The following is a 19,210-nucleotide window of genomic DNA, read 5'->3' as shown; positions in this document are numbered from 1 at the left end:
CGCGAACGGCCCGAATGCGATATTCCGTGAGCATACGACTGTCGACGCGACGAAACCTCTGCGTGACATCGTTTCATCCGGCTACCCAGTACGGCGTCCGGTTGTAGTACTGGTGAAGCGACATTCCCCACTGCGATTGCGTCATCACCGGCCAATGCTCGTCGTCGAAGCCCGGGGTGTCCTTGACATGCGCACCGGTCACATCCAGATGGAAACACTTGTCGCCGATATCGTATTTCATCGCACTCCACGGAATGGCGCAAAGCATCTCGCCCGTTCCTCCGCTGGAAGCAACCGCATAGGCAATTCTGCCGTGGTGCAAGTCGAGCACGATGTCGAAAACACTTCCAACATCCTCGCCGTCCGACGCAACGATCTTGCTTCCCTTCAGTACATCCGCAGTCCTCACCATAGGGCCGGGCTCGTCGCCTGAATCGCGTTCGACAAGCTTGCCCCCGTTGCCGTCATCCACAGGTCGATCGGGGGGGTGAAGCGTCGTCATGATGTCCTCCTTGGACAAGATTCGGGAATATCCGTCTCGTGCGCAGCGTCGACATCGACAATGGCACTCGACGCACGAGAAAACGCTGCGCGCACCGGCATCGGAAGTCGGTACGGTTCCGTACCCGGGAAGACCGGGAATATCGGCTCGCCGTCGCTCTGACCGATGCCTCCGCGTTCATCGATATCGCTGAATGCCGGCGACGACTCGATGGATCCCGGTCACGCAAGGCGTTGGCACGCATCGCGCAACCTGCGCTAACGGTGCTTGATGTGTGACGATTTCCGGTGATGCTTTCGATGGGCCGGGCGGGAAATCATCCGGGTGACACCGCCTATCGACGGCGGATCGCTGGCGGGGAACGTCCCCTCGACCGCGTCGTCGACATTGCGCTCGCTCTTGCTGCCGTTCGTATGCTTCTCTCGATACCTGCTGCGCATAACCGCCTCCATGGAGCTGATGGTCGGACCGGGCTGCCCCGGATTCGACTGGCCGCCTGCGGCCGGCCCGCCAATGTGGAATACCGCTGGTCACGACGCCAGCATAGGCCCCATTTGAAAATTACGCAGGGCACGAGCGGACCCTGGCGATCTTCACCGCTTCGTGATCCTGATGACAAAAAATCGACAGGATGTTTCGCGACATGTCGGGAGGGGGACGGTTCGCCGCCGGATCGCCCCCGCACACGCTTTGTACGGTTTCGTACCGCATCGGCCATTCGTCGCGTGTAGCGTCTCAAGCATGCCGGCCATCCGAGGGGACGCGCTCGGCAGGAATCGCTCCGCACCGACGGACGTACGGCTGGACGCCGCCGCACGGCAGGCATGCCAGCCGGATCACCGACGTGCCGAGCATCGATCTGGCGAGGAAATCATGTTACGAAGCATCCGAAGGTTGCACGGAGACACGGTTCGAGCGAAGGACGGCGATATCGGGCGTATCCATCAGGCCTACTTCGACGACGACAACTGGTGCATCCGCTACCTCGTCGTCGAGACGGGCGACTGGCTGCACGACAGGCAGGTGCTGGTCTCGCCGTATTCCGTCACGCATGCCGACCCCGAAACCCGCACGCTATACGTCAACCTCACGCAACAGCAGGTGAGAGACAGCCCGAACGTGGACACGCACAAACCGGTATCGCGCCAGCACGAGATCGAGTACCTGCGTTACTACAACTACCCGACTTACTGGGGCGGCCCGAACCTTTGGGGGATGGGCGCGTATCCGGCTTTCGATCCCGCCGGGCCGTCGCAGGATCCTGAAGCGGGCGATCCGCTCGTCTCTCGCACCGCGCCGGCCAGCGCAGCGGCGGATACGCATCTGCACAGCACCCGCGAGGTCGACGGATATCGGCTCGAAGTCAAGGACGGACATATCGGCCACGTGTCCGACTTCATTTACGACGATGAAGCCTGGGTGATCCGCTATCTGGCGATCGACACGTCGAGCTGGTGGTCGACCGGCAAGGAAGTGCTGATCGCGACTCACTGGCTCGACCAGGTGGACTGGCCGACGGAAACGGTATCGACCACGCTCACGCGCGACGCGATCCGCCGCAGCCCTCCATACGACGACTCGCAGCTCGTGCATCGCAGCTACGAGATCGAGTTGCACGAGTTCTACGGCAAGCACGGCTATTGGCACGGCGACCGATAACGCTGACCCGCGCCATGGCTAGCCAACGCAACCACCATCCCGTGCGGGATATCCCGTAACCGGACGCCAGGGAGCAACTGCATGACCTCAACCGATTTCCCGCCAACCGAAGGTTCGGCACTCGATGCACTCTGCATCAATACGCTGCGCTTCCTGTCGATCGATGCCGTGCAGAAAGCGGCGAGCGGCCATCCAGGCTTGCCGCTCGGCGCCGCGCCGATGGCCTATGCGTTATGGATGCGCCATCTCAAGCATCACCCCGCCAACCCGGCGTGGTTCGATCGCGATCGCTTCATCCTGTCGGCCGGACATGGCTCGATGCTGTTGTACAGCCTGCTTCACCTGACCGGCTACGACCTGCCGCTCGATCAGATCGGGCGCTTCCGGCAATCGGGCAGCCTCACGCCCGGCCATCCGGAGCGCGGCCTCACGCCGGGCGTCGAGACGACGACCGGCCCGCTCGGCCAGGGCTTCGCCAACGCCGTCGGCATGGCGATGGCGGAAGCGCAGCTCGCCGCGTGCTACAACCGTCCCGGCTTCGAGATCGTGGATCACCACACCTACGCACTCGTCAGCGACGGCGACCTGATGGAAGGCGTCGCAGCGGAAGCCGCATCGCTTGCCGGCCATCTGCGGCTCGGCAAGCTGATCTGCCTGTACGACGACAATCGCGTCACGCTGTCCGCCGGCACCGCGATCACCTTCACCGAAGATCGCGCACAACGGTTCGACGCCTACGGCTGGCATACCGAAACGGTCGACGACGGCAACGACCTGGCCGCCATCGACGCGGCGCTGGCCAACGCACGTGCGGAGAAGCTGCGTCCGTCGTTGATCCTCGTGCGCACGCATCTCGGCTACGGCTCGCCGAACCGGCAGGACACGTACCAGGCTCACGGATCGCCGCTCGGCGATGCCGAGGTGCGCCTGACCAAGCACAACCTCGGCTGGCCGCCCGACCCCGCATTTCATATCCCCGCACCGGCGCTCGCGCATTTTCGTCGTGCGTTGACGGAGGGGCGGGCACGGGAAGATCACTGGAACGCGCGATTCGCCGCCTATGCGCGCGCGTTTCCCGAGCTGGCCGAGATGCTGCTGAACACGGTGCGCGGCACGCTGCCCGACAGTTGGGACCGCGATATCCCGGTCTTTCCGGCCGATCCGAAAGGCATCGCGACGCGGGTCGCATCCGGCCAGGTGCTGAATGCCCTCGCCTCCCGCGTACCGTCGCTGGTCGGCGGCTCCGCCGATCTGAATCCCTCCACCTTCACCGCGCTGACCGGGCACGGCGATTTCGAGGCCGCCGGCATGAATGCGCTCGACCGGCAAGGCTCCGACGGCGGCGGCTGGAGCCGCAGCGGCCGCAATCTGCATTTCGGCGTGCGCGAGCATGCGATGGGCGCCATCCTGAACGGCCTGGCGACCCACGGCGGCATCCTGCCGTTCGGCGCGACCTTCCTGATCTTTTCCGACTACATGCGGCCGCCGATCCGGCTCGCCGCGTTGATGCGCCTGCAGGTGATCTATGTGTTCACGCACGACAGCCTCGCGCTCGGCGAGGACGGTGCGACGCATCAGCCGATGGAGCAGCTGGCCGGCCTGCGCGCGATCCCGGGCCTGCTGGTGATTCGACCGGCCGATGCCAACGAGACGGCCGTCGCGTGGCGGGTGGCGCTCGAAGCGCGGGAGCGGCCGACCGCGCTGGTCCTGACCCGTCAGGACGTACCGACCATCGATCGCCTCCGCTTCGCGCCGGCCGAGGGCTTGCGGCGCGGCGGCTACGTGCTGGCCGACGCCCCCGACGGCCGCCCCGCGCTGATCCTGATCGCGACCGGCTCGGAAGTCGCGCTCGCGCTGGCGGCGCAAGTCGAGCTGCTCGCGCGCGGCGTGGCGGTTCGGGTGGTGTCGCTGCCCTGCTGGCGATTGTTCGACGCTCAGCCTCAGCCATATCAGGACGCCGTGCTGCCGAAGTCGGTCGGCGCGCGGCTGGCGATCGAAGCGGGGGTGTCGCAAGGCTGGCACCGCTATGTCGGCGATCGTGGCGACGTGCTCGGCGTCGCGGGTTTCGGCGCGTCGGCGCCGGGCGCCGAGCTGATGCGCGATTTCGGCTTCACGGTCGAGAACGTCTGCGACCGCGCGATGAAACTGCTCGCTTGAGCCATCGGCGATAGAGATCCCCGGTACCCGATGGCCGGCCGTGCTCAATGCGCGGCCGGCTTGCCCGCTCGACGCTCGAGCATGAGGATAAGGGCGATGATGCTGACGAAATGCGTGCGTTCCGACGGCGTCAGACTGCCGTGTTCCAGAATCGATTCCAGCCGGATTCGCCAGAGTGCCCATGGCGCAGGCTCACCGGGCGCGACGCGTGCAATGAGTCGTTCGAGCGAACGCAGGTCTCCCTCGATTGCTGTGTGGGCCATGGCAGTGCTCCGGTGGTCGTCAGGGTCGGGGAACAGTCTATGACGACCCGCGGCGCCGCTCTGCCCGCTACCGTACATCGTATGCGTGCCGTTTCGGGTACGCGTTCCCGAGCGCTTCAGCCGCGGGCACGCGTGGCTGCGAATGCAATGGTCATGCCCGGTCCTTTGTCCGCCATCCGACAGACGCCGAACCGCCTCGCTGCGAACGTGGGACGATCGGCGCGATACTGTGCGATGAGTGCGAGGCCTCGACGCCCCGAGCGTGCCCCACGTACAGCTCCACGACGCCACATGGCGACCTGCAACCGAAGCGCGGCGAGCGCGACGTTATTCATGCGGGGAATGCAAATTGACCGAAACGATCGGATGCCTCATCTTCGGAGCCCTGCTGATTTTCATGGGACTCATCGGATCGTCGCTCGAGCGCCTGCCGCTGAGTGCGGCCATGGTGTATCTCGGGATCGGCTTTCTGATCGGCCCGGCCGGCATCGGCATCCTGTCCATGACATTGCCGGACGACGTCGCGCGGTTGCGCATCGCCGCCGAAATCGGCCTGCTGATCTCGCTGTTCGCGATCGGCCTGAAGCTGCGTGTCCCGCCCGTCGATCGCCGCTGGATGCTGCCGCTGCGGCTCGGCGTCGTCGCGATGATCTTCACCGTCGCGTCGATCGCCGCACTCGGCGTGCTGGTGTTGCATTTGAGTCTCGGCGTCGCGGTACTGCTGGGCGCGATGATCGCGCCGACGGACCCGGTACTTGCTCATGACGTCGGCGTGCGCGACGCGGGCGACGTCGAGCTGGTGCGTTTTTCGTTGTCCGGCGAAGGCGGGATCAACGACGGCACGGCCTACCCGTGCGCGGTGCTCGGCCTGCTTTTGTGCAGTTCCGGCACGACGTCGGCGCTTCACTGGAGCATGGTCGGCGGCATTGCATGGGGCATCGCGTCCGGCGTGGGCACCGGCTGGCTGTTCGGCTTCGTCACCGCCCGGCTCGTCGCATTCCTGCGCAGCCGTCACGGCCAGGCGCTCGGCTTCGAGGGGTTCTTCGCGCTGGGCCTGATCATGCTGTCGTACGGCGTGACGCTCGCCATTCATGGCTACGGGTTCCTGGCCGTATTCGCGGCGGGCGTCGCGATGCGGCGCGTCGAGCATCGAACGAGCGGCCGGAAGACGCCGAAGGAGACGGTCGGCGTCGTGGACAGCGAGGATGTCGAGGCCACCGCCACCGATCCCGACAAAGCCCATGCGTTCGTCGCGGAATCGGTCATGGGATTCACTACCGAGCTGGAACACATCGCCGAAGCCGTGCTGATCCTGCTGATCGGCGCGCTCGTGTCCCGCTATTGGGCAGGCATGCTGACCTGGACGGGCGTGGCCGTGGTCGCGACACTGCTGTTCGTGATCCGGCCGGCAGCCATCCAGCTCGCGCTGATCGGGTCCCGGGCGTCGCACCGCCAGCGCCGCTTGATCAGCTGGTTCGGCATTCGCGGCGTGGGTTCGCTGTATTACCTGATGCTGGCCCTCGAGCAAGGGCCGCGCGCGGACCTGTTGCCGCTGGTGCCGTGGGTGCTGGCCATCATCGCCGTGTCGATCGTGCTGCACGGCATTTCAGCGGCACCGCTGATGCGCCGCTATGCGTGAAATCGCGAACGTCGCGGCGCATCATTCCGGCCGCGCGACCTCGATTGCAATCGGCACGCGACGGCGCAACCGGGCAACGCACCGGCACATCGTTGCGCGGTCGACTCCGTGCGGACCTGGCGACGGCAGCGGTTCGACGATCGCGGGTGCCGCCTGCAAGGTTCGAGACCCGCTTTTTCGTGGCTGGCCCGGCTCAGTGGATATGTCCGCCGAACAGCCCGAGCAACCCGATGACGATCAGGTACATCGCGACGATGTAATTCAACAGACGGGGCACCACAAGAATCAGAATGCCGGCGATCAGCGAAACCAGTGGTCCCGCGCTCGTGAGGATGTTCATACGCCCTCCGCAAGATTGAAAACAACACATGAATACAAAGCCGCCCCGCCTCCGACGTTCGTGACAGCGGCTCGAGCCCGGCGACACGCGAGCCTTCGGCAGTCGTGCAACGGTGCGCAAGGGTCGGGCCGGCGCCCGCGTCGATGGTGTGGCGTTGGTCGATCTGGCTGCCACTGGCGTCGGCGGTGTCGGTCGTCGTGCATCCCGGAACTACTACACCGATAGCAAGGATCGATCCCGGCGCACCTCATGGAAATGTTCGTCGCAGCCTGATTCGCCGCGGATTGTTCGTGGATATACTGACGCTACACACGGGCGAATGCGAATGCGGTACGAAAGCGTACCGAGCGTGCTAAAACAGACAACCTATACAAGCCCTCGTCGCGGCGATCGCCCCGATCGCCGCCCGCATGCATCCGCTGGTGCGCCGGCGCCGACTCGCGTACGGCATCGTACCGACTTCCGTCACGATCGCGCGCAGTGTGTTTTCGGGCGTCCGGAGTGTCCCGCGCCAAAGCGCCCGATACGACGCTTCGATGGTTCCGGGTTTCGTACCGGTGAAACGGGCGCCCCATGTCAAGGAGCAATGTCATGAACAGGGATCAGGTGAGAGGCCGCATCGCGGAAGCGAAAGGCAAGCTGAAGGTCATGGTCGGCAAGGTCATGGGAAATCGATCGACCAGAATGCAGGGCAAGGTCGAGCAGGTCGTCGGCAAGACACAGGCGTCATTCGGCGACGCGAAAGAGCAACTCAAGAAGCGGCCGTAGGGCGTTCGCGCGAACGGTTCCGAAGCGAAGCGCCGCGCGATCGGGCGGCATGCCGCGGATTCGGTGGGTATCGACGGCGCGTGCGTGCATGCATCCGGCAATACCCGCTTCCCGACTGAGCGTCACGATGCCGCAGTGCGTCAGGTGTGATCGCCGTGTGCGGCACGTGGTTTGTGCTGCTCGTCTCCGACGCCGGGAAAGAACGCGTCCCACGCGTCCCGGACACCTTTCGCTGCGGTCGCATCCGCGGCAAACGTCTCCTGGTCGCCCGACTTGGCCGGATCGGAGCACAAGCCTCGCCAGCGCGTAAAGGCGAGCACCGGCTTTTCGGTCCATTCGCCGCCGCCGAACTTCGCAAATGCCGTGTCGCCGCTCACCAGTCGAACCTCATACCATCCGTCGCGAACCGGTGCATATCGATCCAGCGGAAACCATCGTGTAGATTGGATTTTCATCATTGCCTCACTTGTCCATTGGAGCGTTGTACGCGACAAAACTCCCGTCTCGTCCGGTCAATGCGCGCGCTAATCGGCGCACCGATTCAGCCACAGCCGGCCTGCGGCCGTCATATTGATCGAGCCGCCGGTGCGCGACTCGTATGCAAGCCCGTGAGTCAACAGTTCGTTGGCTATGGTGCGTGGAATATCCGCTTGGGAATCCGGAATTCGATCAAGCGATTTGAGGGTCTCGACGACCTCGGGTGAAAGTGGGATGCACATGGCTGCCTCCTCGGTATCGAGTTCATGGTAAATCTGGCAACACGCCTGCATCTGTACGGTATCGACTATTCTGAAGCGGGTTATTCCGGCACCGCAATTGCCGTATTGCAAACCGGCGATTCATCTGCATTGAAATATGCTTCGGCATCCGATATGTTCGTTGCCAAACCGGTATCGAACGCGCACACTGAAGACACCTGCCGGTTTGTTGTCAAGGCATCGGCGCCCTCGAATCCTTCGGCGCCAACGGTTGCTCTGTCAGGAGCACATCATGACCATTCCCACTGTCGAATATCGCGGACGTGAACTGCGTGTCTATTCGCAAATCCTGTTCCCGCCGTTCGGCGATCCCCACGCCCCCGGCCTGAAGCGCTTCGGTTCGATCGTGCGCATCGACACGATTCCGGCGACCTCGGCAACGGCACCGCGTTACTCGACCATTTTCGAGCATGGCGCTCCGCAAACGGCGGCGCTCGCACTCGACCTGGCGATGCAATTCGGCAAGGACATCGTGGATGGCAAGATCGCCGCTACGGCGATCTGATCCGTCTGCCGCATCCGGCTCGACGCGGCGCCTCGCGACGCGAGCACACCTCACTCAGAGGAGCAATCCATGAAATATCACTCAGGCCCCTCGATGGACCGGCGCGATGACGCGACCCGGCAAAAGCAACGGGACGATTTGGCCCGTGCCGACGTCGAACGCGCCGAAAAGCGCATCCGACACGATGCCGGCATCGATTCCAATGCGAGCAAGTGGCGTTATTCGCGTCCCGACAATCGGGCGAGATGAACTGCGCACCGTTGCACGCCGATCCCGCATCGCGGGCACGCCGGCGTGCCGCGATCACGCATACCGGCGCAGGCGCATCGAGAAATCGGCGATCGCCTTGATGCCGCTCTGCTCCGCACTACGGCACCAATCCTGCAACTGAACCAGCAATTGCTCGTGCGACGCGTGCGACCACGTCCATAGCTCGAGCAACGTCTCGTACATATCCACGTACACGCGTATTCGCCGGTTCGCATTGGGGCTCGTCAGCGCCCGTAGATCGGGCTTGTCCCGATGGCCCCAGGCCTGGCGCAGCCAGCGTTTCATGCCGAGCGCGAACGCGCGCTTGTCGTCGCGGCTCATGTCCTCGATGCGGCGCAGCTCCCGCCGGCAGGCCGGCTCGAGCATGCGCGCATAGGCGGCCAACACCGCATGCCGGTTGCGGATGATCGCTTGCAGCGTCGCGTCGTCGGCCACTGCCTTGTGCGGAAGCAGGCGCGGCTTCGTCGCGACTCGCCGAATGGTCGCGAGTCTCAACGCCGCCAGCAGGCGGATGTACAGCCAGCCGATGTCGAACTCGAACCAGCGGTTCGACAGCCTGGCGGACGTCACGTATGCGTGGTGATTGTTATGCAGCTCTTCCCCGCCGATCAGGATGCCCAGCGGGAAAAGGTTGGTGCTCGCATCGGGCGTCGCGAAATTCCGGTAACCGCTGAAGTGGCCGCAACCGTTGACCACGCCGCCGGCCCAGAACGGAATCCACATCATCTGGATCGCCCACGCCGCGACGCCGGGCAGCCCGAACAGCCCGACGTCGAGCACGGCCAGCAGCCCGACGCCGAGATTCGGATAGCGGGCATACACATGGCGTTCGAGCCAGTCGTCCGGCGTACCCGAGCCATATCTGCGCAGCGTTTCCTCGTTCCGCGCTTCCGCCCGATACAGTTCCGCACCGCGCAGGAGCACGGCCGCGAGGCCGCGGGTGCGCGGGCTATGCGGATCTTCCGGGGTCTCGCTTCTTGCGTGATGCTTGCGATGCACCGCGACCCACTGCGTGGTCAGCATGCCGGTCGTCAACCACAGCCAGAACCGGAAGAAGTGGCTGACGCCCGGGTGCAGTTCCAGCGCCCGGTGTGCCTGGCAGCGGTGCAGGTACACCGTCACGCTGATGATGGTGACATGCGTGAGCGCGAGCACGACCCACGCAAGCTGCCACCAGGACAGCCTCAGCTCGCCGTTCAGGAGAAATGCCGACATACCGGTCGTACTCCAAGCCACGCGCGTATCGCGCGCGCTTCGCCGTAACGGCGCATGCGCGTGCCGATTCCCTGCCCTTCAACCGGCCGGCCTATTTCCCGACCTGATTGCCGACAACCCCGCCGACGGCCGCGCCGCCCACCGTGCCCAACGCACTGCCGCCCGTCAGGACCGCACCGGCGACGCCGCCGACACCGGCCCCGATCACGGTATCCCTTCCGCGGCGAGACATATCGCCGCAACCCGCCAGCACGACAATCGTCATGGTGACTATCGTCATCTCGACTGCAACGGAATGTAGCTTTCTCATGATCATCTCCTCGGGTTGCCGCCGCGTCGGCCGATCCGGCACGACGCATGGAAACCCATGCGCCGACATCCCGATGGAATTCGAGACGTCGGTTCATGATGGACGGTGAATCGCGCACAGTCCGTCCGCTAACGTACCGGCCCGGATGCCGGCCTGCCGCTCACAGCAGCACCGCTTGCGCAGCCCCCAGCGTCACGACCACGCTGTGCCGCCGACCGTCGTCCACGAGCCGCACCGCCGCTTCGCCGGTGGCGAGCCGCACGCCATCGACGACGAGGCGCGACACGCCGCCGCTGACGTCGTCCGGATTCTCGACGACGATGTCGTAGTGCGACGCGCCATGACGCAGCGTTGCCCGGAAGCCCGGCCAGGATCGCGGGATGCACGGTTGAATGGACAGCATGTCGCCATGCCTGCGCAGGCCGAGCAGCCCTTCGACGCCCGCGCGATACAGCCAGCCCGCCGAGCCGGTGTACCAGGTCCATCCGCCGCGGCCGACATGCGGCGCGACCGAATAGACATCGGCCGCGACCACGTACGGCTCCACCCGATAGCGATTCGCGCCGCTGCGCGTGCGGCTGCGATTGACCGGATTGAGCAGCGCGAACAGCTTCGCGGCGCGATCGCCGTCACCCATTTGCGCGAACGCGAGCACCGACCACGTGGCCGCATGCGTGTACTGGCCGCCGTTTTCCCGGATGCCCGGCGGATAACCCTTGATATAGCCGGGATCGACCGGCGAACGATCGAACGGCGGTGCGAACAGCAGCGCCAGGCCATCGTCGCGGCGGATCAGCCGCGCGTCCAGCGCGTCCATCGCCTGCGCGGCGCGCGCCGGGTCCGCCGCGCCCGACAGCACGCTCCACGACTGCGCGATCGCGTCGATCGAACATTCGGCGTTGCCGGCCGAGCCGAGCGGCGTACCGTCGTCGAAGTAGCCGCGCCGATACCACTCGCCATCCCATCCCGCATCGGCGAGCGCGTCGCGCAACGCGTCGGCGCGCGTCAGCCAGCGCGCCGCCAGATCGCCCGCGCCGCGCGCCGTGGCGAGCGGCGCAAACGCCGTGAGCGTCGCATGCAGGAACCACCCGAGCCACACGCTTTCGCCCCGCCCGGCTTCGCCGACGCGGTTCATGCCGTCGTTCCAGTCACCCGTGCCGATCAGCGGCAGGCCATGCTCGCCGACGTGCGCGAGGCTGGACTCCAGCCCGCGCACGCAATGCTCGAACAGCGACGCGCTCGTTTCCGAGATGCGCGGGACGAAGAACGCGTCCTGCTCGTCGGCGGCCAACGGCCGCCCGTCGATGAACGGGATCGACGCATCGAGAATCGCCCGGTCGCCGCTGACGTCGACGTAGTGCGCGACCGCATGGGCGAGCCAGACACGATCGTCGGAGATCCGCGTGCGTACGCCGCTGCCGCTTTCCGGCAGCCACCAGTGCTGCATGTCGCCCTCCGGGAACTGGCGCGCCGCCGCCCGCAGCAGATGCTCGCGCGTCAGGGCCGGGCGGGCGGCCGCGAGCGCCATGCCGTCCTGCAGCTGGTCGCGAAAACCGTACGCGCCGCTGGCCTGATAAAAGCCCGCACGCGCCCAGATCCGGCACGACAGCGTCTGGTACAGCAGCCAGCGGTTCAGCATCAGATCCATCGCGCGGTCCGGCGTCTCGACCTGGAGCGCGCCGAGCGTCTCGTCCCAGAACGCCGTCACCGCGGCGAATATCGCGTCGAGATCCGCCTGACGGTAATGCTCGACCAACTGTCGCGCCGCCGCCGCATCGGCGCCTTCGCCGAGCAGCAAGACGATTTCGACGACACCGCCGGGTTCGAGATCGACCGTGGTCTGCAACGCGGCACACGGGTCGAGCCCGGCGCCGACCCGGCCAGACAGCGGCGGCGCGCCGACGCTGCCCGGAAAACCGGCGGGATCGCTCAGCACGCCATTGCGGCCGATGAACTCGCGCCGGTCCGCGCTCCAGGCGGTTTGCAGGCCGCACAGATCGGCGAACGCCACCCTGCCGCGATACGCGTGGCTCCAGTCGTTGCGGGCAAACAGCGCGCCGGTGGATGGATCGATCTCGCTCGCGGTGTGCGGCGCCGCGGCGCTGCGCGACGCGCCCAGCGCCCACTCCGCATAGGTTGCGACGGACAGCCGGCGGGTCCGGTCCGACAGGTTGCGCAGGGTCAGGCGGGAAATCTTGACGGGATCGGCCAGCGGCACGAACTGCAGCAATTCGACGGCGACCTCGGCGGCAGTATGCGCAAACCGGCTGTAGCCCTGGCCATGGCTCGCCACGAACGGAGTCGCACCCGGCGTATCGTCGCCGATCGAGTTCGCCTGCGGCCCCCAGCGCATGCCGGTCTCGTCGTCGCGGACATAGAACACCTCGCTGGGCGGATCGGTGACCGGGTCGTTCGACCACGGCGTCAGCGGATGCTCGCGGCTGTTCGTCACCCAGGTATAGCCGCCCCCTTCCGCCGAACTCAGGAAGCCGCACGACGGGTTCGCGACGACGTTGACCCACGGCATCGGCGTGCATTGACCGGGCTGCAGGATCACCACGTATTCGCGGCCGCCGCGCGCGAAACCGCCGATGCCGTTGAAGTATTCGAGACCGGCGCCGGCCTGTGCACCCTTCGGCGGCAGTAACGCGGGCGGCAGCGGCGGGCGCGCGGCATCCGCGCGGGCGGGTAGCGGTGAACCAGCGAGCCGCCGCAACTGGTCCACCAGCCGGCCGTTGCGCGCGGCGAGCACGGCGCGCGCAACCGACGGAAACAGCGCGCGCGCAGCCGCCGCCATCAGGTCGTCGCGCAGCACGAAAATACTGCCGCGCCCGGCTTCGTCCGGCTGCTGCCGGGCCCGCACCAGCCCCTCGAGCGCCGCCTGCAGATCCTGCACATACGACGCCGCGCGCTCGTTGACGATGACCAGATCGACCTCGAGCCGCTTCATCCGCCAATACTCGTGCGCGCGGATCAACTGCCGCACCATCGCGATGTGCTCGATGTCGTCGATCCGCACCAGCAGGATCGGCAGATCCCCCGATACGCCATGCGTCCATAGCGGCGACGCGCCCACGCCGCCCGCCGCCGACACCGCCGCCGCATGGCGCAGCAGTGCGGCGGAACCCGGCCGCATCGACGCATCGCTGTAGAGCATGTATCCGGCCAGCTGCTGGAACAACGCGGCCTCGTCGAGGCTCACCGCGCTATGCCGCAATTGCACCTGCGCCTGGGTCCACGCGAGCATCGCCGCACGCGCGAACGATTCGCCGTCGCGATGCTTGTCGACCAGGTCGAGCAGCTGCGCGCGCGAATCCGCGACGATGGTCCAGTAGACGATGCTCGCCTTCGCGCCCGGCTCGATGCGCAGACGCCGCCGCAACGTGAACGCCGCGTCCAGCACCGCGCCTTCGGAAGCGCCCAGCGCACGCCGTTCGGTCAGCGCAAGCGGCAGTCGAACGCCGCGCCCGCGCCCGATGAAACGCAATCGATCGGTGTCGAATTCTTCCGCGCCGACGGTTTCGCCGGACGTCACCGCCAGATGGGCGGCCCAGACCTCCGCCTCGTTCGGCGCACGCTTGCGCCGCGTCGCCAGAATCGCGCCGGACGCCGGCACGTACTCGGTCTCGATGAACAGCTTCGAGAACGCGGGATGGGCGTGATCGGCGGCGGGCGGCGCGAGCACGATTTCCGCGTAGGACGTGAATTCGATTACGCGGGCCCGGGTGCCCGAATTGGCCACCGACACCCGCCGCACCTCCGCGTCGTCCTCGGCGGATACCACCACCTCGAGCGACGTCGTCAAGGTGCCGTCGCGCCGCACGAACTCGGCGCGATCCTCGGTGAACGTCACTTCGTAGCTATCCGGCACCACCCCGGTGGGCTGCCATGCAGCCGACCAGACGTCGCCGCTGTCGACGTCGCGCAGATACAGGTAGCTGCCCCAATCGTCGCGCGTCGCGTCTTCCCGCCAGCGCGTGACGGCCAGATCGTCGCGGCGGCTGTAGCCGGAACCCGCGGCCGTGAGCATCACCGCGTAGCGGCCGTTGGACAGCAGATGCGTGACGGGCGCGGGATCGTCCGCCGACAGCAGGCGCCGCGCGACGCCGGCATCGATGCCATGCATCCTGCCGGCGGGGCTCGCGTCGACCCGCGGCCGCCCTGCCGCGACCCGGCCCGGCACCCGCTCCTGCAACAGCAGCTCGGTGGCGCGGACGGCCGGCTCGCCATGGAAGAACGCGCGAATGCGCCCGCCCAGCAGCGCATTGGCGATCGACACGATCGACATGCCCTGGTGATGCGCCATGAACGCCCGCACGATGGCCACCGGCATGCCTTCCGGCACGCGTGCGGGCGTGTAGTCGAGCGCTTCGTAGAAGCCGAAGCGCCCGCACGCGCCGGCCGCGCGCAGCCGCTCGAAGTTGCGCGCGGCGGCGTCCGGCGCGACCATCGCCGCGAGCGCGGTCGCATAGGGCGCGACCACCAGGTTCTGGTCGAGATCGCGCTTGAGCCCCAACTCCGGCACGCCGAAGCTCGAATACTGATAGGTCAGCTCGATGTCGCGCGTGTTGTATGCCGATTCGGACATGCCCCACGGCAAGCGCAGCCCGTCGGCATAGGCGATCTGCCGACGCACCACCAGGTGATTGGTGCGCGCGAGCAGGCTGCTGTCCGGCGCGCGCATCACCAGCGACGGCATCAGGTATTCGAACATCGATCCCGACCACGAGATCAGCGCCGCGCCGTGCCCGATCGGCGTCGCCAGGCGGCCGAGCCGGAACCAGTGCCGCGCCGGGACATCGCCCTTCGCGATCGCGACGAAACTCGCCAGCCGAGCCTCCGACGCCAGCAGGTCGTAGTTGCCCGGATCGAGCCGTCCGTCGGCCACCGCATAACCGATCGACAGCAGATTCCGCACCGGGTCGAGCAGAAAGCCGAACTCCATCGCATAGGCCATCTGCAACGCGGTATCGGCCAGCGCATGAAGACGCTTGTTCAACACGTCCGCTTCGTCCGGCGTGCGCGTCGCGTCGCGACCATGTCCCTGCACCGTGTGCTCCAGCGCCTGCGCCCAGAACAGCACGTCGTCGACGTCGCCGCCCCGCACCCGGCCGATATCGTCCATCAGCGCGCGCGCGACATCGGCGACCGTCGCGGCGAGGACCGTGATCGCGGGCCATTCCGGCGCGGCGCGGCCGTCCGGTGCGGCGTCGTCCCCGGCCGGCGCGGCGAGCGCCTCCTCCAGCTCGGTCGCGGCCCGCTCGAATTCGCCGTGCAAGGCCGTGCGGGCGTCGCCTTCCCGGCACACGGCGTTGCGCAGCAGCGCGAGCGTATCGCCGATCCCTTCATACGCGGCCTGCCGCCCCACGCCGGCGGGCTGATTCGCCCACGCGCGGCAACCGTTGCCGAGCGCGATCAGGTGGCCGGCGAGATTGCCGCTGTCGACCGACGACACGTACCGCGGCTCGAGGGGCCGCAGGTCGCGCGTGTCGTACCAGTTGTAGAAATGGCCGCGATAGCGCGCCATCAGCCGCATCGTCGCGAGGGTCGCCTCCAGCCGCGACACCGCGTCCAGCGTGCCGAGCCAGCCGAACTCGCGGGCGCTGACGGCGGACAGCAGGTACAGCCCGATATTGGTGGGCGAGGTCCGGTGCGCGACAACGGGCTTCGGGTCCTCCTGGAAATTGTCCAGCGGCAGCATCTGATCGTCCGCCGTCACGAAGGTCTCGAAATAACGCCAGGTCCGGCGCGCGTCGCGCCGCAGTTGGCGCGCATCGTGCGGCGCCACCGCGAGCTCGCCCGCCGGCCGCGGTGCGCGGCTCAGCCAGTAGGCGATCGCGGGCGCCGCGAGCCAGACCAGCGCGAACGGAACGGCCAGCCAGCCCGCATCACGATCGAAGCGCCAGCCCGCCGTCAGGCCGGCAGCCGCAGCCAGCAGCGCGAGCGTCACGCCGCCGCGCATCTGTAGATAGGTGAACGCCAGGGTCCGCCGCTCGCGCGCGCCGGCTTCGGCCGCCGTGGTCCATTCGAGCAGGTGGCGACGGCTGATCCCCACGCGAAACAGCGTGCGCGCGATCGCGTCGCCCATCGACCACGCCTGCTGCGGCAGCATGACGATCGACAGGCCGAACCGCGTCAACGCGAACCGCAGCTCCGTCGACCATGCATGGAGCACGCTGCGCGTGGTCATCTTCACGTGCGTGCGCCGCCAGCGCGGCACCAGCCCGCTCAACACGGGCAACAGGAACGGCAGCGCGATCGTCGTCAGCACGAACGCGCTCCACGCGAGCGACACGGGCAGCGGCAGCATCCATCCGGCGAGCAGCGCGACCAGCATCGCGGGCGCCGTGAGCGTGCGGCGCAGGTTGTCCAGCATCTTCCAGCGGCCGACCGCCGTCAGCGGCTCATGGCCGAAAATCAACCACGGCAGGAGCTGCCAGTCGCCGCGCGCCCATCGGTGCAGGCGCCCGGCCGCGACGTCGTAGCGGGACGGCGACGCTTCGACGACCTCGACATCCGACGCCAGCCCGGCCCGCGCGAAAATGCCTTCGAACAGATCGTGACTGAGCACCGTGTTCTCCGGCACGCGGCCGGCGAGCACTGCCTCGAACGCATCGACGTCGTAGATGCCCTTGCCCGCATACGAGCCTTCGTCGAACAGGTCCTGATAGACATCCGATACGGCCGACACGTAAGGATCGATGCCGTGCGCGCTCGACGACACGCGCTGGAACAGCGAGCCCTCGTCGCCGCTCGCGAGGGATGACGTGACGCGCGGTTGAAGGACGCCGTAGCCTTCGACGATGCGCCGGCTCGCCGAGTCGAATACCGGCCGGTTGAGCGGGTGCGCCATCTTGCCGACCAGGCGGCGCACGGTATCGCGCAGCAGCCGCGTATCGGCATCGAGCGTGATCACGTAGCGCACGTCCGGCGGCACGCGCGGCGGCCGGCCTTCCCGCGCGACGAACGTCGTGTCCTGCGCTCCGCGCAGCAAGCGGTTCAGCTCGTGCAGCTTGCCGCGCTTGCGCTCCCAGCCCATCCAGCACCGTTCGCCGTCGTTCCACACGCGCTTGCGGTGCAGCAGCAGAAAGCGCTCGCCTTCACCCGGTGCCGCCGGATAAAGGCGATTCAACCGGTCGATGCCGGCCGCCGCGAATGCCAGCAGCCCGTCGTCGCTGTCGGCGTGCGGGGCGGGCGCGTCCACCCAGTCGGACAGCAAGGCGAAGTACAGCGCGCCGCTGGGGCTCGCCAGATGGTGAATTTCCAGTTGCTCGATCTGCTCGGCGAGCGCCGCTTCCGTCGTCAGCAGCACCGGCACGGCGACCAGGGTGCGCAGGTCCGGCGGGATGCCGTCGAGCAATGCGAGGCCGGGCAGTATCTTCGCGCCGACATCGCGCATCACGCTGCGATTGACGAGTGCGAGCGCGGCGTCGAGCGCGGGCAGCAGGCCGGCGAGGCCGAGCCAGATCAGCCAGTGGCCGGGCGGTTCGACGCGCGTGAGCCACGCCAGCATGCCCGCCAGCAGCAGTGCGGCGATCAGCCCGATACGGGCGAGATAACCGCCGAGGCCGGCGTGGCGCGTCAGGCGCCGCAACCACAACGCAACGGGCGGCCGATAGCCGATCTCCGCTTCCAGTGCGGCGCGGCCGTCGGCCAGCAGGTAGTAACCGGGGTCGGTCTCGCGGCCCGGCACCGCGCCTGCGGCCGGTGCGCGGGCTGCCGCATCGGCGACGACGCGGCGGGTAATCTCGAGTTCGCTGACCGGCGCGCCGCGCGCAAGCGCTTCAACGGCGTCGCGATACAGGTTGCGCGTGGGGAAATCCATCTCCGCGAAGCCCGGGTGGCTGCGCAGCACCTGATCGACCAGGCTGATGCGTTCGAACAGATCGGTCCAGTCCACCTCCGAAATCAGCCGCATGCTGGTGATCACGTTGCGCACGGTCAGGCTGGCGGCGCCCTGCTGATGGTTGACTGACGCAACGATCTGGTCCGGCGTCGCGCCGCGCGCCGCCAGGTGCCGATGCAGCCACGCGAGTGCCGGCGCGACGGCCGGATCGGGATCATGCAGCCGCTGAATCAGCTGCACCGCGAACGCATCGTGCAATACGGCCTGCTCATAACGGGCGACGAGCGGCGCCGTCTCCAGCCGCGCTTGCCCGCCTTCGCCGAGCAGGCGATCGGCGAGCGCGTCGGCATCGAGCCGCGCGCGCCGGTCGTCGATGATCTGATCCGCGAGCCGCCGCAGGTTTTCGATCAGCACGATCCGCAGCGTGATCGCCACCGCCCACAGTTCGCCGATCGTCAGCGGTTCCACGGCCTGGTAGGCAAGCATGAAACGGCATAGCGCATCGGGATCGAAACGACTGTCGGTATGGGCGACGAATGACCAGTTGATCCCGAACACGCGCGGATAACCGGCGAACGGGCCGTTGCTCAGTTTGGGCAGTTGCCGGTAATAGCGAGGGGAAAGATCGTCGCGGATCTGCCGCACCTGTTCCGCGACAAGATAGTAGTTGTCGAGCAGCCACTCCGCCGCGGGCGTGATTTCCTCGCCGCGCGCATCTGCGGCCACCGTGTTCCGGTAGGCCTTCAGCAGATGATCCGCGTTGTCCTTCAGCCGTGTGGCCAGCGAGGGGCCCGACGCCGCACCGGGCAACACCTTCTGCGCGCGAGCCAGGCTGCCCGCATGCTGCGCGAGTCGCTCGTCGCCGAAGAACTCCTCGCGAATCGGCCGGGCATTGCTCCACGGCGAGGTCCGGCGTCGCGAAACGCGCGCAACGTGAATCTTCAACAGGCTTTCTCCCAGATGGCTGCACCGCTCGGC

15 protein-coding genes are annotated in these 19,210 nt (G+C 67.1%); 6 read left to right on the top strand and 9 right to left on the bottom strand.

The annotated features are described in order from the left end of the window. Nucleotides 1-73 precede the first annotated feature (73 nt). On the bottom strand, nucleotides 74-502 hold the full coding sequence (locus KVT39_RS32275; protein WP_175749127.1) for a PRC-barrel domain-containing protein: 429 nt from the start codon (nucleotides 500-502) through the stop codon (nucleotides 74-76). Nucleotides 503-759: 257 nt separating this feature from the next. Beyond that, the gene (locus KVT39_RS38130; RefSeq protein WP_078041933.1) at nucleotides 760-942 is read right to left on the bottom strand and encodes a hypothetical protein; all 183 of its coding nucleotides are present in this window, start codon (nucleotides 940-942) and stop codon (nucleotides 760-762) included. A 433-nt stretch (nucleotides 943-1,375) separates the two neighbouring features. Here KVT39_RS38130 and KVT39_RS32270 point away from each other — a divergent pair, with 433 nt between their 5' ends. Continuing rightward, nucleotides 1,376-2,161, top strand: a complete 786-nt coding sequence (locus KVT39_RS32270; RefSeq protein ID WP_217590981.1) for a PRC-barrel domain-containing protein — start codon at nucleotides 1,376-1,378, stop codon at nucleotides 2,159-2,161. Between the two features lie 81 nt (nucleotides 2,162-2,242). Beyond that, nucleotides 2,243-4,318, top strand: a complete 2,076-nt coding sequence (tkt, locus tag KVT39_RS32265; RefSeq protein ID WP_217590980.1) for a transketolase — start codon at nucleotides 2,243-2,245, stop codon at nucleotides 4,316-4,318. A 44-nt stretch (nucleotides 4,319-4,362) separates the two neighbouring features. Here the strand turns inward: tkt and KVT39_RS32260 are convergent, their stop codons facing one another. Continuing rightward, a complete protein-coding gene (locus KVT39_RS32260) occupies nucleotides 4,363-4,581 on the bottom strand; it encodes a hypothetical protein (protein WP_081938515.1) in 219 nt (72 codons plus the stop codon). A gap of 349 nt (nucleotides 4,582-4,930) precedes the next feature. Here KVT39_RS32260 and KVT39_RS32255 point away from each other — a divergent pair, with 349 nt between their 5' ends. Then, complete coding sequence (locus KVT39_RS32255) at nucleotides 4,931-6,220, top strand: sodium:proton antiporter (RefSeq protein ID WP_217590979.1); 1,290 nt, start codon at nucleotides 4,931-4,933, stop codon at nucleotides 6,218-6,220. A gap of 193 nt (nucleotides 6,221-6,413) precedes the next feature. Here KVT39_RS32255 and KVT39_RS32250 read toward each other — a convergent pair whose 3' ends face one another. Then, nucleotides 6,414-6,560: a DUF3096 domain-containing protein gene (locus KVT39_RS32250; protein WP_217590978.1), complete on the bottom strand. Its 147-nt coding sequence runs from the start codon at nucleotides 6,558-6,560 to the stop codon at nucleotides 6,414-6,416. 591 nt (nucleotides 6,561-7,151) lie between these two features. Here KVT39_RS32250 and KVT39_RS32245 point away from each other — a divergent pair. Next, on the top strand, nucleotides 7,152-7,328 hold the full coding sequence (locus KVT39_RS32245; RefSeq protein WP_034182585.1) for a CsbD family protein: 177 nt from the start codon (nucleotides 7,152-7,154) through the stop codon (nucleotides 7,326-7,328). Nucleotides 7,329-7,468: 140 nt separating this feature from the next. On the opposite strand, the gene KVT39_RS32240 is transcribed toward KVT39_RS32245, so the two are convergent. Then, nucleotides 7,469-7,783 carry a hypothetical protein gene (locus KVT39_RS32240; RefSeq protein WP_034182586.1) on the bottom strand — a complete coding sequence of 105 codons (315 nt, stop codon included), beginning with the start codon at nucleotides 7,781-7,783 and terminating at the stop codon, nucleotides 7,469-7,471. 69 nt (nucleotides 7,784-7,852) lie between these two features. Next, nucleotides 7,853-8,047 (bottom strand): hypothetical protein, encoded by a 195-nt coding sequence (locus tag KVT39_RS32235; RefSeq protein WP_081938517.1) that lies wholly within the window; start codon nucleotides 8,045-8,047, stop codon nucleotides 7,853-7,855. A 271-nt stretch (nucleotides 8,048-8,318) separates the two neighbouring features. Here KVT39_RS32235 and KVT39_RS32230 point away from each other — a divergent pair, with 271 nt between their 5' ends. After that, nucleotides 8,319-8,591, top strand: coding sequence for a hypothetical protein (locus tag KVT39_RS32230; RefSeq protein ID WP_034182292.1), 273 nt, complete (start codon nucleotides 8,319-8,321; stop codon nucleotides 8,589-8,591). 69 nt (nucleotides 8,592-8,660) lie between these two features. After that, nucleotides 8,661-8,840: a hypothetical protein gene (locus KVT39_RS32225; protein ID WP_217590977.1), complete on the top strand. Its 180-nt coding sequence runs from the start codon at nucleotides 8,661-8,663 to the stop codon at nucleotides 8,838-8,840. Between the two features lie 54 nt (nucleotides 8,841-8,894). Here the strand turns inward: KVT39_RS32225 and KVT39_RS32220 are convergent, their stop codons facing one another. From KVT39_RS32220 to KVT39_RS32210, 3 genes are all read right to left on the bottom strand, one after another. Continuing rightward, nucleotides 8,895-10,076 (bottom strand): fatty acid desaturase, encoded by a 1,182-nt coding sequence (locus tag KVT39_RS32220; protein ID WP_217590976.1) that lies wholly within the window; start codon nucleotides 10,074-10,076, stop codon nucleotides 8,895-8,897. A gap of 91 nt (nucleotides 10,077-10,167) precedes the next feature. Then, nucleotides 10,168-10,392, bottom strand: a complete 225-nt coding sequence (locus tag KVT39_RS32215) for a glycine zipper 2TM domain-containing protein (protein ID WP_175749130.1) — start codon at nucleotides 10,390-10,392, stop codon at nucleotides 10,168-10,170. Nucleotides 10,393-10,546: 154 nt separating this feature from the next. Continuing rightward, on the bottom strand, nucleotides 10,547-19,177 hold the full coding sequence (locus tag KVT39_RS32210; RefSeq protein ID WP_217590975.1) for a glucoamylase family protein: 8,631 nt from the start codon (nucleotides 19,175-19,177) through the stop codon (nucleotides 10,547-10,549). Between the last annotated feature and the right edge of the window lie 33 nt (nucleotides 19,178-19,210).

Source organism: Burkholderia sp. GbtcB21 (assembly GCF_019091065.1).
In the GTDB taxonomy this organism is placed as follows: Bacteria; Pseudomonadota; Gammaproteobacteria; order Burkholderiales; family Burkholderiaceae; genus Burkholderia; species Burkholderia pyrrocinia_C.
Note: the sequence above shows the minus strand (reverse complement) of the source record. Positions and strands in the feature narration are given on the sequence as shown.